This is a genomic window from Haloferax denitrificans ATCC 35960, assembly GCF_000337795.1.
GTDB lineage: Archaea > Halobacteriota > Halobacteria > Halobacteriales > Haloferacaceae > Haloferax > Haloferax denitrificans.
On sequence record NZ_AOLP01000019.1, the window covers coordinates 167,273 to 182,778 of the forward strand.

15 protein-coding genes and 1 pseudogene are annotated in these 15,506 nt (G+C 68.7%); 11 read left to right on the forward strand and 5 right to left on the reverse strand.

Translation table 11 applies throughout. The annotated features are described in order from the left end of the window. Positions 1 to 61: 61 nt before the first annotated feature. Entirely contained in the window at positions 62 to 217 is a 156-nt protein-coding gene (locus C438_RS19805) for a hypothetical protein (protein ID WP_004970973.1), read from the reverse strand. A gap of 176 nt (positions 218 to 393) precedes the next feature. Here C438_RS19805 and hisF point away from each other — a divergent pair, with 176 nt between their 5' ends. Continuing rightward, positions 394 to 1,206: an imidazole glycerol phosphate synthase subunit HisF gene (gene hisF / locus C438_RS17145; RefSeq protein WP_004970974.1), complete on the forward strand. Its 813-nt coding sequence runs from the start codon at positions 394 to 396 to the stop codon at positions 1,204 to 1,206. A gap of 161 nt (positions 1,207 to 1,367) precedes the next feature. Then, a complete protein-coding gene (locus C438_RS17150) occupies positions 1,368 to 1,928 on the forward strand; it encodes a DUF1684 domain-containing protein (RefSeq protein ID WP_004970975.1) in 561 nt (186 codons plus the stop codon). Between the two features lie 51 nt (positions 1,929 to 1,979). On the opposite strand, the gene C438_RS17155 is transcribed toward C438_RS17150, so the two are convergent. Both C438_RS17155 and C438_RS17160 read right to left on the reverse strand, forming a co-directional pair. After that, positions 1,980 to 2,270 (reverse strand): DNA-directed RNA polymerase subunit L, encoded by a 291-nt coding sequence (locus tag C438_RS17155; protein ID WP_004970976.1) that lies wholly within the window; start codon positions 2,268 to 2,270, stop codon positions 1,980 to 1,982. 26 nt (positions 2,271 to 2,296) lie between these two features. Further along, on the reverse strand, positions 2,297 to 3,295 hold the full coding sequence (locus C438_RS17160) for an MBL fold metallo-hydrolase (protein ID WP_004970977.1): 999 nt from the start codon (positions 3,293 to 3,295) through the stop codon (positions 2,297 to 2,299). A gap of 164 nt (positions 3,296 to 3,459) precedes the next feature. Between C438_RS17160 and C438_RS20200 the strand changes: the two are divergent. Continuing rightward, positions 3,460 to 4,573: pseudogene (locus C438_RS20200) on the forward strand (J domain-containing protein). A 61-nt stretch (positions 4,574 to 4,634) separates the two neighbouring features. Next, a complete protein-coding gene (locus tag C438_RS17170; RefSeq protein WP_004970979.1) occupies positions 4,635 to 5,309 on the forward strand; it encodes an MBL fold metallo-hydrolase in 675 nt (224 codons plus the stop codon). Positions 5,310 to 5,719: 410 nt separating this feature from the next. Here C438_RS17170 and C438_RS17175 read toward each other — a convergent pair whose 3' ends face one another. Together C438_RS17175 and C438_RS17180 are read right to left on the reverse strand one after the other, a co-directional pair. Beyond that, positions 5,720 to 6,346, reverse strand: coding sequence for a uracil-DNA glycosylase family protein (locus C438_RS17175; protein ID WP_049918200.1), 627 nt, complete (start codon positions 6,344 to 6,346; stop codon positions 5,720 to 5,722). A gap of 121 nt (positions 6,347 to 6,467) precedes the next feature. Beyond that, a complete protein-coding gene (locus C438_RS17180) occupies positions 6,468 to 6,941 on the reverse strand; it encodes a DUF5793 family protein (RefSeq protein ID WP_004970981.1) in 474 nt (157 codons plus the stop codon). Between the two features lie 208 nt (positions 6,942 to 7,149). On the opposite strand from C438_RS17180, the gene C438_RS17185 reads away from it, so the two are divergent. The 7 genes from C438_RS17185 to C438_RS17215 all read left to right on the forward strand — a co-directional run bounded on the left by C438_RS17185 (position 7,150) and on the right by C438_RS17215 (position 15,362). Beyond that, entirely contained in the window at positions 7,150 to 7,515 is a 366-nt protein-coding gene (locus C438_RS17185; protein ID WP_004970982.1) for a cupin domain-containing protein, read from the forward strand. Positions 7,516 to 7,612: 97 nt separating this feature from the next. Further along, entirely contained in the window at positions 7,613 to 8,110 is a 498-nt protein-coding gene (locus tag C438_RS17190) for a DUF7549 family protein (protein WP_004970983.1), read from the forward strand. Between the two features lie 101 nt (positions 8,111 to 8,211). After that, on the forward strand, positions 8,212 to 9,906 hold the full coding sequence (locus C438_RS17195; protein WP_049918201.1) for a type II/IV secretion system ATPase subunit: 1,695 nt from the start codon (positions 8,212 to 8,214) through the stop codon (positions 9,904 to 9,906). A 1-nt stretch (position 9,907) separates the two neighbouring features. Then, positions 9,908 to 12,031 carry a type II secretion system F family protein gene (locus tag C438_RS17200; protein ID WP_004970985.1) on the forward strand — a complete coding sequence of 708 codons (2,124 nt, stop codon included), beginning with the start codon at positions 9,908 to 9,910 and terminating at the stop codon, positions 12,029 to 12,031. Positions 12,032 to 12,159: 128 nt separating this feature from the next. Beyond that, the gene (locus tag C438_RS17205; protein ID WP_004970986.1) at positions 12,160 to 12,828 is read left to right on the forward strand and encodes a class I SAM-dependent methyltransferase; all 669 of its coding nucleotides are present in this window, start codon (positions 12,160 to 12,162) and stop codon (positions 12,826 to 12,828) included. A gap of 132 nt (positions 12,829 to 12,960) precedes the next feature. Continuing rightward, positions 12,961 to 13,989, forward strand: coding sequence for an NAD(P)/FAD-dependent oxidoreductase (locus C438_RS17210; RefSeq protein WP_004970987.1), 1,029 nt, complete (start codon positions 12,961 to 12,963; stop codon positions 13,987 to 13,989). A gap of 122 nt (positions 13,990 to 14,111) precedes the next feature. Then, positions 14,112 to 15,362, forward strand: coding sequence for a DUF4382 domain-containing protein (locus C438_RS17215; RefSeq protein ID WP_004970988.1), 1,251 nt, complete (start codon positions 14,112 to 14,114; stop codon positions 15,360 to 15,362). Positions 15,363 to 15,506: the final 144 nt, after the last annotated feature.

Sequence of the window (15,506 nt, forward strand, 5' to 3'; positions counted from 1 at the left end):
CGGGCGGCGGGACCGACTCGGCGACACTCGGCCTCGCGGAGCGAGCGTCGCTCCTCACGGGTCAGGACCGATACAGGTACAGCGCGACCAGAAACACGACCGCGAGCGGGAGGAACGGAATCGCGGCGTCGAGCGGGACCAAAAGCGTCACTACCGCGGCCATCACCACGAACTCGACGACCACGAGCAGGCTGAGGAGTTCGGCTGAATCAGTCATCGTTCGAACCGGGTCTCGCGTCGGGCTTCTCGCCGCCGAGTCATCAAACCACCCGCTGTACGAGGTGGCGAATCGGTATCCGCGTCGCCGGGACTCGCCGACGTGTTCGGATTTCGGCCACCGCCTGCCGTAGTCGAAACGGTGAAACGGCTCTTTCGCCAACGTTTCGGTAGCGAATGCTCACGAAGCGCATCATCCCCTGTATCGACGTCGACCTCGACGAGGACGGGAACCCGGCCGTCTACACCGGCGTCAACTTCGAGGACCTGAAGTACACGGGCGACCCGGTCGAGATGGCCAAACTGTACAACGAGGCGGGCGCGGACGAGTTCGTCTTCCTCGACATCACCGCCTCCGCCGAGGGGCGGGCGACGATGCTCGACACCGTCTCGAAAGTCGCGGACGAGGTGTTCATCCCGCTGACGGTCGGCGGCGGTATCCGCACCCGCGACGACATCAAAGAGACGCTCCGCGCCGGCGCGGACAAGGTCTCTATCAACACCGCGGCGCTCCAGAACCCCGACCTCATCGAGGAGGGCGCGCGCTCCTTCGGGAGCCAGTGTATCGTCATCTCGGTGGACGCCCGCCGGCGCTACGACGAGGAAGGCGAGCACTACGCCGAGGTCGACGGCGAGTCCTGCTGGTTCGAGTGCACCGTCAAGGGCGGCCGCGAGGGAACCGGCGTCGACGTGGTCGAGTGGGCCAACGAGGCCGAATCGCGCGGCGCGGGCGAGCTGTTCATCAACTCCATCGACGCCGACGGGACGAAAGACGGCTACGACATCCCGCTGACGAAGGCCGTCTGCGACAGCGTCTCGACGCCCGTCATCGCCTCCTCCGGCTGTGGCGGCCCCGAGGACATGTACGAGGTGTTCACCGAGGCCGGCGCGGACGCCGGTCTCGCCGCCTCCATCTTCCACTTCGACGAGTACACGATTCGGGACGTCAAGGAGTACCTCGACGAGCGCGACGTGCCGGTTCGACTGTAAGCCAGCGCCCTCACAGCCGTTCTGCTCTACCTCTCTTTGTCCCGCTTTCACCCCCCGTCGCCGCCTCTCTGTGCCCCGTCGCCGACCCCTCGTCCGGTCGTGCGCCCCCCGCGCAGTCGGAACCAATCTTAACCCGCCGCCGCGTCGTATCTCGACCCGAGATGACAGACGACGCGTGGCTCGACGCCCTCCGCACGCACCGCGAACAGAAGGACCGCTATCTCGCCGCGGACCGAAATTCGCCGATTCCGCCGGACCAGCGGGACTTTTTCGACGGTCTCGACTACTTCGAGCCGGACCCCGACCTCCGATTCGAACTCGAACTCCGCGAGTACGACGACCCAGAGCGCATCACCATCGGCACCTCGACCGACGGCGAGCGCGAGTACCTCGCGTGGGGGCGCTTCGAGTTCGAGGTCGACGGCGAGACGTACGCGCTCGACGCCTACCGCGCCGACGCCGACGAGGACCGCCTGTGGGTGCCGTTCCGCGACGAGACGAACACCGAGGAGACCTACGGAGCGGGTCGCTACCTCGACCTCGAAGCCGCGGACCGGGGCGACGACGGGCGGTGGGTCGTCGATTTCAACTACGCGTACAACCCGTTTTGCGCCTACTCGCCGCGCTACGAGTGCCCGCTCGTCCCGATGGAGAACTGGCTCGAAGTCCGCATCGAGGCCGGCGAGAAGGACTACGCCGGGCCGGGCGACGCGGACGCGTAACGGACAGACGCGTCGCTCGGGGACGAGCGGAAACGAGAGAGAACCCGCAGATTACGCGTCGATACCGGCGCGGTAGGCGTCGGTGAAGTCGTCGGCGGTGCGCTGGACGCCGCGGGCGGCCTCCGCGAGCGCGTCGAGGGGGTCGACGCCGGGCTCCGTCTTGATAGAGAGGACGGGGTCCGTCTGTCCGCCGGACTGTTCGGGGTTCACGTCGTAGGTCGCGGCCGTGACGGTGTCGGTCTGGAGGAGTTCGCCCTTCAGGACGTTCATGAAGGTGTGGTCCTCGCCGCCGATTTCGATGCGGAGTTCCTCGTCGGTCTTGTCGATGACCCGCAGTTCCATGGCTCTCCGTTCCCTCCAGCGGCGTTTTAACGTTTCGTCTCGGGAACCGCGACCAGTTCGTCGAAATCGGGGTCCGCGTCGAGGAGTTCGTATCGTCCCTCGCCGTCCGGGGACGAAACGACGCCCTCGGCGACGAGGTGGTCGAGGTGAGCGAACGCCTCGCCGGGGCCGTGGAGGATGTGGATGCCCGAGAGGTCGCCGAACAGGTGCGCGCTCACGGTCCACGCGTCCGTGGGGCCGTGTTCGTCGAGAACGGAGACGACGCGCTCGGTGCGCTCGCGGTGGTGTTCGGCGATGACGCGCGCCCGCCCGGCGGGGTCGGAGATGGGGTCGCGGTGGCCGGGCCACGCCCGCTCGAAGTCGAGGTCGGCGAGGCGCGCGAGGCTGTCGAGATAGGTTTCGAGCGGGCGGTCGACCCGCAGGTCAGCGCCGCCGACGTTCGGGGTGTACTTCGGGAGGATGACGTCGCCGACGTACGCCTCGCGGCCCGCGCCGCGCTCGCCGTCGAACGCGAAGGCGCTCAGTCCGGCGGCGTGGCCGGGGAGGTGGACGACTTCGAGTTCGCCGTCGCCGGCGGCGATGCGGTCGCCGTCCTCCACGGGCGTCACGTCGACGCGCCCGCCTCGGAGGTCGTCGTGACCGTCGAGGTAGTCGGTCACCTCGGCGCGCGGGCCGCCGGGGATGCGCCACTCGTCGAAGCGGCGCTCGCGAATCGAGCGCTCGGCCGCAATCGCGTCGGGGTCGCCCGCGACGATACCCGCGTCGTCGGCGTGGACGTAGACCGGCGCGCCGCTTTCGGCCTGTAGTTCGGCCGCGAGTCCGGCGTGGTCGGCGTGCCAGTGGGTGAGGACGATGGCTTCGAGGTCGGCGACCTCGTGGTCGGCCGCCGCGAGTCCCTCGCGGAGGTCCCGCCGGACCGAGTCGGTCGCCACGCCGGCGTCGACGAGCGTCGGCCGGTCGCCGGGGAGGAAATAGGCGTTGTTCCGCCCCTCGAAGACGGTGTTCCCGAGCCGTATTCGTTCCATGCGACCACCTGGCCGCCGAGGTGCATGATTATTCCGACTGGTCATGGCGGCGGCGTCCCGCGGAGCGGCCGAGCGTCGCCCGGCCATCGGCGCGTCGGCGGCCCGCGCGCCGGCCCGACGCCCGACACATTCAAAAGCCGGCCGCGCATCGAATCGCACGTCGAATGCCGGTGGACTTCTACGAACTCCTCGGGGTCGAACGCGACGCCGAGACGGCGGAGATAAAACAGGCCTTTCGTCAGCGGGCGCGGGAGTACCATCCCGACGTCAACGACGACGAGCGAGCGACCGCGCAGTTCACCGTCGTCCGGAAGGCCTACGAAGTCCTCACCGACGACGCCGAGCGCGCCGACTACGACCGGATGGGTCACGGCCCGTACGTCGAGAAACGCCTCGACGGCCTGACGAAGTTCAAGTACCCCGGAAAAGACGGCAAGAACGGCGGACGCGGCAAGTCTGGCACCGGCGGTCGGTCGGCTTCGCGACGGTCGTCGGCCGGGCGGTCGGCTTCGTCGTCGTCCACAACGTCGTCGTCCTCGTCTTCTCGGTCGTCCTCTCAGCGCGCGTCGTCGTCCTCTCGGCGGTCGTCGTCCGCGTCGAGTTCGTCGCGGTCGGGTCGGTCGCGCGCCTCCGGGTCGTCCTCGTCGTCGCGGACCGCGGGCGCATCGCAGTCGTCGGCCGCGGGCGGGTCGTCGCGCGGCCGCACCCGAACTTCGGAGTCCGGTCGGTCCGGTCGGACCGGGACGACCGGCCGGTTCGAACGCGGACGCGACGGCTCCGAGTCGGCGGCCACGACCGCGCCCCCGTCGGGCGCGACGAACCCGCTTTGGTACGGCTGGAGCGTCTCACTCGTCGCGCTGGTCGCGTATCTCGGCGGTTTCGCGTGGCACCTCGCGGGCGACGGCGCGGGGTTCGCGGCCGCGCTCGCGTCGCTCGACACCGCCGCGCCCGCCGCGGGACTCCTCGCGTCGTCGCCGCTGTCCCCTGCCGTCTCTCACGGCACTGGGGGCCGCGGCGACGCCGGCGGCGCTCGCCCTCCCGGTCGCGGCGGCGCTCCTCGCCGTCTCGCTCACGGGGGTCATCGCCCGGTTCGGCCACGCGTGGACCACGTGGGTCTACGCGCTCGCGGCGGCCGTCCCGCTGGCGCTCGTGGCGGCCGGCGCGGTCGGCGTCGGCCGGCCCGTCGCGGTCGACCTCCTCGGCTTCGTCGTCTGCCCGCTCCTCGGGGCCGGCGGCTTCGTCGTCGACGCCGGGTGGTATCTCCTCGCCTCGCGGTAGTCGCCGCGGCGCGGGGCCGCCCTCGCCCACGGTTTTTGTCGCTCGCGCCCGACGGACCGGTATGACCATTCCGACCGATTCGGTCCGGCGGTTCCGACTCCGCGGCGTGAACGCGTACCTCGTCTCCGACGGGTCGGAGACGGTGCTCGTCGACGCCGGGACGCCGTGGGACCGCGACCGACTCCTCCGCGGCCTCGCTCGCTCCGACCTCGACCCCGGCGCTATCGACCGGGTGCTCGTGACGCACTTCGACCTCGACCACGTCGGGACGCTCGCCTCGCTCAGCCTCCGCGACGACGTGCCGATTCACCTCGCCGAGCCGGACGCCTCGCACCTGACCGGCGCGTCGAAGCCGTCTCTCACCTCGCTGAAAGGCGTCGCACAGCGCGCGCTCGCGTCGTTCGTCGAGCGACCGACGAACCCCGTGGAGGTCGTCCGCGACGGCGACGAACTCGGCGGCTTCGTCGCGTACCGGACGCCGGGGCACACCCCCGGTCACACCGCGTTCGTCCACGAGGGCCACGGCGTCGCGTTCGTCGGCGACATGGTCCGCGAGTCGAACGGGCGTCTCGGGCTGTTGCCGGGGTTTATCGCGACCGACGCCGCGGAGAACAGGCGGAGCGTCCGCGAGTTCGCGGCGCGGTGCCCGCCGGTCGACGTCGTCGCGATGGGCCACGGCGAGCCGGTCACGGAGTACGGATTCGGCGCGCTCAAGCGACTCGCGGACAAGCTCTGAGCGGAGAGAGCGCTCTGGGAGCGTGAGTACGCAGTTACGTGACGACGAGACGCCGAGCCGTCGCTCGCGTCTGAGTTAAGAGCGGGGACCGCGGCCGAGCGCAGGTCCCCGGACTGACCAAGCCACTGCGAGGAGCACCAGTCTCACAGCTGCCTGACGCGCCCGGCGGAAGTGAATCGAACCACGCGCGTCAATACCACGTTGGACACTAGTTGTAAAAAGTCCTTTGTTATCGCCAATTAGAACCACGGCCTCCAGAACGACTGGATAAATATGCTCTTATGTGAGCCATTTAGCCGATTCAACTGTACAGATGGTAACCTTCATGGTTGTTACTGGACGAACGAACGGTAGAATCGTGAAGAATCTATCGAATCCGCGGACGAGGGTCGAATACGGCCGAAAACAGGCTATCTGACCAGATACGGGTCCGCTCCGGGCATGAAGCGGCCGAGGTCCGACTCGCGGCGGAAGTCGGTCGACTGAAGCTCCAGCAGGCCGGCGACGAGTTCGTCGTGGTCGCCGTCGTCCCACTCGGCGGGGTCCTTGATGGGCAACACGAGGAAGCCGCTCCCGCGGAGTTCCTCGCCGTGGAGTCGTTCCATGTCGACGTCGGTCTTCCAGCCGACGGACGTGTAGTTGTTCAGGACGTGCTTCGTCGCCACCGCGCCGACCGGCAGGAGCACGTGGGCGGCGATAGCGCGGAGCTCCGCGTCGAAAAACCGCTCCATGTCGGTGTAGTCGGCCGCCGACGGCGTCCCGTCCGGGACGCACATGTGGAGATACGAGAGGAACGTGCGGTTCACCGTCGGTTCGTCGCCCGTCTCGGCCAGCAACTCGCCGTCTTCGAGCGCCGGGAACAGCCGCTCGCCCGCTTCCCCCGAAAAGGGGATGCCGGTCTCGACGCCCCCGTGGACGCCGGGGTGGTCGCCGATGACGTGGAAGTCGGCGTTGGCGTCGCCGTAGCCGGGGACGTACCGGTCACACGACGGTCGCATGTCGAACGGGTTTCTCGTGCGGTCGGTTACGTTTCTCACGGTACTCTCTGTGGGAGCGGGGAGTAAAGAAGACGTGGTTCGGCCCGATATCGTACACGAACGAGCGTGAGGAACGCATCGAGAGAGAACGTCGTCCGCGCCGTCGACTCGGTGAGCGCCCTCAGAGTTCGACGCCCGACGGGATGAGGCTCTGGCTCCGCAGGAGCCTCCCGTCGCCGTCGTAGACGAGGAACGTCGATTTCTCGAAGGTCTCGAAGTGGTCGCCCTCGATGGCCACGTCGACGCGGTAGCGCCCCTCGTCGTCGCCCGCGGCGCGCCCGTACTCGCGGGCCGCGCGGATGAAGTCGAGGACGTCCTCCGCCCGAGCGTTGAGTTCGAGGACGTAGTCACCGGTCAGTCGGTCCGTCACGCTCACGACGCCGCGGGCGTCGTCGGCGTCGACGGAGTCTTGCAACCGAAAGGAGACGTCCAGTTCCTCCGCGGCGAGCACGTCGCCGCTGGTCGAGAGGAACCGAGACCGAAGCTCCTCGGCCGGGCCGTAGAAGTCGATAGATACTGTGGGTTGGCGGGGGTCGCCGTCGTCCTCGTACCAGTCGACGTCGCGGACATCGAGTTCGAAGTAGTCACGCCGCATTCCGTACTGTTGGTTGTACTGCGCGGCCTATTAACGTGACGCCACCCGAACCGGGGTTCCGGAGTCGAAACCGACGGAATGGCCCGATTCGACGCGGAAACGCCGCTCTCGTCGGTTCCGGCCACCGCCGGAGTCGGGGCGCGTCGAGCGAGCGCCGGCCCCGCGTCGGTCACAACGGTTATCGGCCGCCGCCGCGAGCGGACCGCGTATGGAACCCGTCAACCTCGACGAGAGCTTCGCGTCGTTCGACGAGACGTGGGCCCCGAGAATCGCCGCGGAGCTGAACGACCACGCGGTGAAGGTCGCGAAGTTCGACGGCGAGTTCGTCTGGCACGCCCACGACGAGACCGACGAGCTGTTTCTCGTCCGCGACGGGCGGCTCCGAATCGAGTTCCGCGACCGCGACGACGCGGACCTCGGACCGGGCGACCTGCTCGTGGTCCCCCGCGGCGTCGAACACCGCCCCGTGGCGCTCGAACCGACCGAGGTGCTCCTCGTCGAGCCGACCGAGACGCTCAACACCGGCGACGCCGCGGAGAGCGACCTCACTCACGACCCCGAGCGGCTCTCCTGAGGTACCGTCCGGTCCGGGGACCGCCTGCGACCCCGCCGCCTCGCCGGCGTGCCCGCGCCGTCGGTAGTTTTTACCTGTCAGACCGTGCGATTGTCCTATGGTCTGGGTCCGCTCCGAACACGCGGGTGCGCTGGCGGTCGTCTCGACGTGGCTCTGCGCGCTCCTCCCGTGGAACGTCACGTACACGCCGAACGTCTCGGGTGTGAGCCTGCTTTTCGTCCGGTTTCCCTTCGCCGAGATTCAGTTCGCGTGGGGGCTATCCAGCCGCGTCGCAATCAGAAGCCCGCTGTCCGCGCTGTCGCTCCAGTCGGGACAGACCGTCGCCGCCGCGTATCAGGCGTGGGTCGTCGGCGCGGCCGTCCTCGCGCTCGCGGTGCTGTTCTCCCTCGTCTACTACCTGCGCGACGAGCGGGTCGAAGCCGGCCCGGTCGACCCCGTTCGGGTCCTCGGCGGCCTCCTCGGCGTCGTCGGCGTCGTCCTCGCCGCGGCGACGTACCTCCTCGTGACGCGCGGGCTTCCGGGGATTCCGCTCCCCCTCGGCGTCGTCATCTCGCTCGTCCTCGCCGGCGTCCTCCTGACCGTCGACCGCACCTGAGCCGAGGCCGCGAGCCGGTCGTTCACAGCGAGTGACAGTCTCCCGCGCGGACCTTTTAAGTACTGACCCGCCATACCTCCCGACCAACTGACCGGGTGACGATGCCACGAGATACGACCACTGAGACGAAGGCGATACGCGACTCGCCGGCCGACAGAGGGGTGTTGAGACTCCTCGCCGGCGGGGAGTTCGACGCCGCGGCCGCCGAAGCCGAGCGGCTCCTGCGCCGGACCGCGGAGATGTTGCGGGGGTCTGACCTCGACGTGCATCCCCTTTCGCCCGACGACACGCCGCTCGGGACCTACGAGATTCCCGAGGGCCACGAGGAGGTCGACCGCTACTGGGTGAACGCCCCCTTCGCCTACGTCGTCGTCACCTACGACACGGACGCGACCGCCCACCAGTACCACACCGTCGAGCCCGACCTCGACGAGTTCGAATCGGCGCTACTCGAACGCGTCCGCACAGACGTCCGCGACCCGCTTTTGTACCGCCGCGAGGCCGACCCGCGGACCGAGACGGCGCTCGTCGAGGAGCTCCAGTCGATTCTCGAACAGTACGGGCTGGAACTCGACATGAACACCTTCTACACGCTTCTGTACTACCTCCGGCGCGACTTCCACGGCTACGGGCCGCTGGACCCGCTGATGAAGGACCCGCACATCGAGGACATCTCGTGTGACGGCTACGACCTGCCGCTTTTCGTCTACCACGACGAGTACACCGACATCGCCACCAACGTCTCGTTCGAGGCCGAGGAGCTCGACAACTACGTCATCCGACTCGCCCAGCGCTCGGGCCAGCACATCAGCGTCGGCGACCCCGTCCTCGGGACGACGCTCCCGAACGGCGCGCGCGCCGAGTTGGCCCTCGGCGAGGAGGTCACGCCGCGGGGGTCGGCGTTCACCATCCGCCTCTACGCCGAAGAGCCGTTCACGCCCATCGACCTCGTGCGCTACGGCACGTTCTCCATCGAGCAGATGGCCTACCTGTGGCTCTGTATCGAACACAACAAGAGCCTCATCTTCGCCGGCGGGACGGCCTCGGGCAAGACCACCTCGATGAACGCGGTGTCGATGTTCGTCCCGCCGCGGTCGAAGGTGCTTTCCATCGAGGACACCCGCGAACTCGCGCTCTACCACGACAACTGGCTGTCGTCGGTCACCCGCGAGCGACTCCACGAGGGGACCGATATCTCGATGTACGACCTGCTTCGGTCCGCGCTCCGGCACCGCCCCGAGTACATCATCGTCGGCGAGGTGCGCGGCGACGAGGCCGTGACGCTGTTTCAGGCGATGAACACCGGCCACACGACGTTCTCGACGATGCACGCCGACAGCATCGAGACGGTCATCAACCGCCTCGAAAACGAGCCCATCAACGTCCCGCGGGCGATGGTGCAGTCGCTCGACCTGCTGTGCGTCCAGACGCTCACCCGCCACGACGGCGAGCGCGTCCGCCGCTCGCAGACCATCGGCGAAATCGGCGACATCGACCAGCGGACCGGCGAGCTCGACTACTCGTCGGCGTTCGCGTGGGAGCCCGAGACCGACACGTTCAGCCAGAACGATAGCTCGCTTCTCACCGAGATTCAGCGCGAGAACGGCTGGTCGCGGACCGAGCTCCGGCGCGAGCTCCGGCGACGCGAGACGTTCCTCCGGTACCTCCTCGACAAGGACGTCTCCGACTACCGGCGCTTTACCGCGCTCATCAACGAGTACTACGCGGACTCGGAGGACGTGATGCGGCGCGTCGAGGCCGACGAGGACATCGTCGACGCCGGCCCGGAGGCCTGAGATGGCCGCCGCGCAGTCGCTGTTCCTGCTTCCGCTCTTCCTCGCCGTCCTCCTCGTCCTCCCCGTCGTCCTGTCGCCGGTGAGCCGCGCCGCCGACCTCCTCGTCTCGCGGGTCGCGCTCTCCGTCTTCGGGTTCTACGTCGCCAACGAGAACCCCCGGCGCAGGGGACAACGAACCCAACTGCGGGCGGCGCACGTGAGCGTCACCCACCGGGTGTACGCCTCGCGGACGCTCCTCATGGCGGGCGTCTTCGGCGTCGCCGGGAGCGTCTTCGGCGTCTACCTCGCCGCCGCGACGCTCGACACCCTCGCCGTCCAGTCCGAGACGATTCGGGAGGTCCTCCCCGCCCCGCTCGGCTTCCTCGGCGGCCTCACGAGCATTCGGGCGCTCTCGCTCCACGACCTGTTTCTCGCGCTTCTGCTTTCGAGCGCGACGCTCGGGACGCTCCTCGCCGTCGGCGTCTACTGGGGCCGGTGGTACGTCCTCACCGAGCGGGCGCGGACCCGCTCGTCGGAAATCGAGGCGACGCTCCCGCGGACGGTCGCGTTCGTCTTCGCCCTGTCGCGGTCGGGGATGCCGTTCCCGAAGGTGCTGGAGACGCTGGCCCGAAACGAGGCCATCTACGGCGAGGCGGCGCGCGAGGTCGGCATCGTCGTCCGCGACATGGACGCCTTCGGCACCGACGTGCTCACGGCCCTCCAGTCGATGGCCACGCGGACGCCGAGCCCGAGCCTCGAAGAGTTCGCCGAGAACCTCGCGAGCGTCCTCGGGAGCGGCCGCAACCTCTCGTCGTTCCTCCAAGAGCAGTACGAGCGGTTTCAGGCGGAGGCGGAGGCCCAACAACAGCAGTACCTCGACCTGCTTTCGACGTTCGCCGAGGTGTACGTCACCGTCCTCGTCGCCGGGCCGCTGTTTTTCATCACCGTCCTCGTCGTCATCGGCCTCGTCCTCGCGGACACGCTGACGCTCATCCGCATCGTCGGCTACGTCGGCATCCCGCTGGCGAGTTTCGGCTTCGTCGTCTACATCGACAGCATCACCGAGTCGCTCCGGGGCGCGACGGTCGCGGACGACGGCGCGGACACCGCGAGCGACTCGGCTCGTCTCGGCGCAATCGCCGGCGGCGAGGGGCCGGCTGAGACCGACGGCGGCGAGACCGACCTCGGAGTCGACCCGTGGGGCGCGAACCGCGAGCGACTCGCCGCCTACGACCGCTTCCGCGCGGTTCGCGACTGGTTCGAGCGCCCGCTCGATAGCCTCGGACGCAAGCCGCTCGCCACGCTGGCGCTCACCGTCCCGCTGGGGCTGGGCTGGGTCGCGCTCCGGACCACGCTCCCCGCGGACCCCACGATACTCGACGTCGCCGGCGCGGCGGACCAACACGTCGTCGAGGCCGCAATCGGCGCGCTCGTCGTCGTCGCGGCGCTGTACGAGGTGCGTAAGCGCCGGATTCGCACCATCGAGCGGAGCATGCCCGACTTCCTCGACCGCCTCGCCAGCGTCAACGAGGCCGGCCTGACGGTCGTCCAGAGCCTCCGCCGGGTGTCGGCGTCGGACCTCGGGCCGCTCGGCGACGAGGTCGAGCGCGTCGTCCGCGACATCGACTGGGGGGCCGACGCCCAGACCGCGCTCCGGCGGATGGACCGCCGGACGGCCAGCCCGATGGTGTCGCGGTCGGTGACCCTCATCGCCAACGCGATGAGCGCCAGCGGCGACCTCGCGCCCGTGCTCCGAATCGCGGCCAACGAGGCCCAAGACAGCCGCCGCCTCGCCCGCGAGCGGAACCAGGAGATGGTCACCTACCTCCTCGTCATCTACATCTCGTTTCTCGTCTTCCTCGGCATCGTCGCCGCGCTGACGGTGTCGTTCATCCCCGCGGTCGAGCAGGCCAGCGCCGGTGCCGTCGGCTCCGGCGAGGTCGCGGGCGTCAGTTCGGGCACGTTCTCGGGGCTCCGAGACGTGAACACGGCCTCGTACACGCTGTTGTTCTTCCACGTCACGGCGATTCAGGGGCTCTGCTCGGGGCTCGTCGCCGGACAGCTCGGTGAAGGACAGATCGCCGACGGCGTCAAACACGCCGTCGTCCTGCTCGCCATCACCTACGTGACGTTCATGTTCATCTGACGCTCCGGCTCCTGCGCCTCTCGCGCGTCCCGCGTCCCCCGCGGTCGCCGGGTCGGAGACGCCCGACGGCGCTGGTCTGCTCGACCGCGACCCGTGCGGTCTTTGTCCCGCCGCCCCGACCGACCGGCATGGACGGAGACGAACCCCGAGACGGGGTCCGCGAGACGTACGACCGCATCGCGTCGCACTTCGCGTCGACCCGCGAGTACCCGTGGCCCGAAGTCGAGTCGTTCGTCGCCGACGCGACCGAGTCGGGGCCGGCCGAACGCGCGCTCGACCTCGGCTGTGGAAACGGCCGGCACGTCGAACTCCTCTCCGGGCACGCCGAGGACGTCGTCGGCCTCGACGTGAGCCGCGGCCTCCTCGACGAGGCGGTCGCGCGGGCGGCCGAACGCGGCTTCGACGCCGGACTCGTGCAGGGCGACGCCTCGCGGCTCCCCTTCGCCGACGACGCCTTCGACCTCGCGGTGTACGTGGCGACGATTCACCACCTCGCGCCGCGGGCGGCGCGCGTGGCGAGCCTGAACGAACTCGCGCGCGTGCTCGACGCTGACGGCCGCGCGGTCGTCAGCGCGTGGAGCACCGCCCACGACACGTTCGACCGCGACGACGGCTTCGACACGACGGTCGACTGGACGCTCCCCGGCGGCGAGACGGTCCCCCGATTTTACCACATCTACGCGCCCGACGAGTTCGACGCCGACCTCGACGCGAGCGACCTCTCGGTGGTCGAATCGACGGTCTCCAGCGGGAACTGCTACGCCGTCGTCGCGGGCGCTGAGGGGCGCGGGCGCTGAGGGGCGGCCGCTGGGCGTCGTGGTCGGCTTCGAGCGTCGGACGGATCCGTGTCGGTTGCTAACGAATTCCGGGTGGATGCCGGCCGCGCACAGGTGATGTGGGCTTAAGAGCGCCGCGACGAATTGCCGTGTATGACCGAGACCGACGAACCACGGGAGTACGAGGTTGTCGTCGTGGGCGGCGGCCCGGCGGGCCTGCAGACCGCGCTCTACACGACGCGACTGGGCCACGACACCGCGCTCGTCGACCGCGGCGGCGGCCGCGCGGCCATGATGCTCGACACGCACAACGTCATCGGCGTCACCGAGGACGTCTCCGGCAACGAGTTCCTCGAAACCGCTCGCGGCCAGCTCGAAGACTACGGGACCGACATCCACCGCGACTTCGTGACCGACGCGGAGCGGTTGGACGACGGTCGGTTCCGCCTCGTCGGCAACGAGGGCGAGTTCGTCGCCGACCGCGTCGTCCTCGGCGTCGGCTTCAACGACGAGCGGCCCGACCCGCCGCTTCCCCGCACCGGCAAGGGCCTGCACTACTGCCTCCACTGCGACGCCTACATGTTCGTCGACGAGTCGGTGTACGTGATGGGCCACTCCGACTCGGCGGCCTACGTCGCCATGATAATGCTCAACTTCACCGACGAGGTGGACCTGCTACTTCGCGGCGACGAGCCGACGTGGTCCGAGGAGACGGACGAACTCGTCCGCGCGCACCCCGTCGACATCGTCGAAGAGGAGATTTCGGGCATGACGAAGCGCGACGACGGCTGGCTGGAGAGCTTCGAGTTCGAAGGCGGGAGCGTCCGCGAGTACAAAGGCGGCTTCGCGATGTACGGCTCGAACTACAACACGACGCTGTTCGAGGCGCTCGACGTGAAGCTCAACGACGACGGGACGGTCCCCGTGGACGACCACGGCCGGACCAGCGTCGACGGCGTGTTCGCGGTCGGCGACATCACCCCCGGTCACAACCAGATTCCGGTGGCGATGGGCAAGGGCGCGAAGGCGGGCATCGCCATCCACATGGAACTCCGCGAGTTCCCCAAGAGCCTCGACGAGATTCGCGCCGAGGGCGCGGTGAGCGTCGACGACGTGCCCGGCATCTCGCCCGGACTGCTCGCCAAGGCGAAACAGTTCAACGAGTCGCACGCGGACGACTGAGGCCGTAATTCGGCGAAATTCGGTGAAAACCGAGGCGTACGAACACCCTTCTAAAGTTCTCTCGGCCAGTACGGTCTCCCACGATGAAACGTACTGGACTTGCGACTGTCCTGCTCGCGCTCATGGTCGTACTGGCCGGCTGTGCGGGCGGGGCCGGCACGATGACCGAGACGCAGACAGACGGGAGCGCCGACGCGACGACGACCGCGTCGTCCGACGGCGGCGACGCGGCCCGGACCGGGACCGTGAACTTCTACGTGAGCGACGAGCAGAACGCCATCGCGGACTTCGAACACCTCAACGTCACCATCGAGCGCGTGACGCTCGTCCGCGCGGACGGCGACGCGGAGGCCGAGTCCGAAGCCGACGCCGGCGACGCGGAAACCGAGACCGAAAACGAAACTGAGACCGACGCCGCGAGCGACGCCGACGCGGAGGCGAACGCGAGCGTCGAGGTGGAAATCGAAGCCAACGCGACCGCGAACACGACGAACACGTCCGCCTCGACCAACGGCTCGGTCGACGTTGACGCCGATGCCGACGCTGACGCTGATGCCGACGCCGACGCGGACATCGAATCGGCCGGCGTGAACGACACCGACGCGGCCGACGGCGAGTCGAGCGTCACCTACGAGGTCGACAACGTGACCGTCGACCTGACCGAACTGCAGGGCGAAAACGCGAGTCTCGTCGGCGAGTACGACGTGCCGGAGGGCAACTACACGAAGGTCTTCGTGCGCGTGAGCGACGTGAACGGGACGCTGAAGACCGGCGAACAGGTCAACGTGAAGCTCCCCAGTAACAAGCTTCAGCTCAACACGGACTTCGAAGTCGGCAACGGCGAGTCCGTGGACTTCGTCTTCGACATCACCGCGTTCGAGGCGGGCGGGAGCGGGAAGTACATCCTCAAGCCCGTCGTGAGCGAGTCGGGGACGAACGTCCCGATTACGAAGGTCGGCGCGGAGCAGACGGCCGACGCGGACGCCGAGGCTGAGGCCGAGGCTGACGCGAACGCCGAGGTCGAAGCGGCCGAGAACGAGACAGACGACGACGGCGAGCGCGCCGAAACTGACGCCGAGGGCAACCTCACCGTGAGCTTCGACGGGAACGTCTCCGCCGGCGAGAACGCGACGGTCGTCGTCACGCGGAACGGGACGCCCGTGGAGAACGCGACGGTGACGATAAACGGCGAGACCGTCGGAACCACCGACGCGGACGGCGAGTTAGCCGTCGCCATCCCCGACGAGCGGGACGTGACGGTGGTCGCCGTCGACGGGGAGGCGGAAGCCGAGACCGAGTTCGAGTTCGAAGTAGTCGGGAGCGCCCCCGACAACCCCGCCGAGGGCGGCGAATCGACCTCCCTCGCCGCCTGACCGAAAAGGTAACATCCTTATTGGGGCGTCGAGAATGAAGGGATAGACGCGACGTTCGCGCGCATCGGTGTCTCGGCCGAGCGAAGCGAGGCCGAGGCTCGGTGCGAGCGAGTGAAGCGAGCGAGCACTGGTGTTGAGACGGAC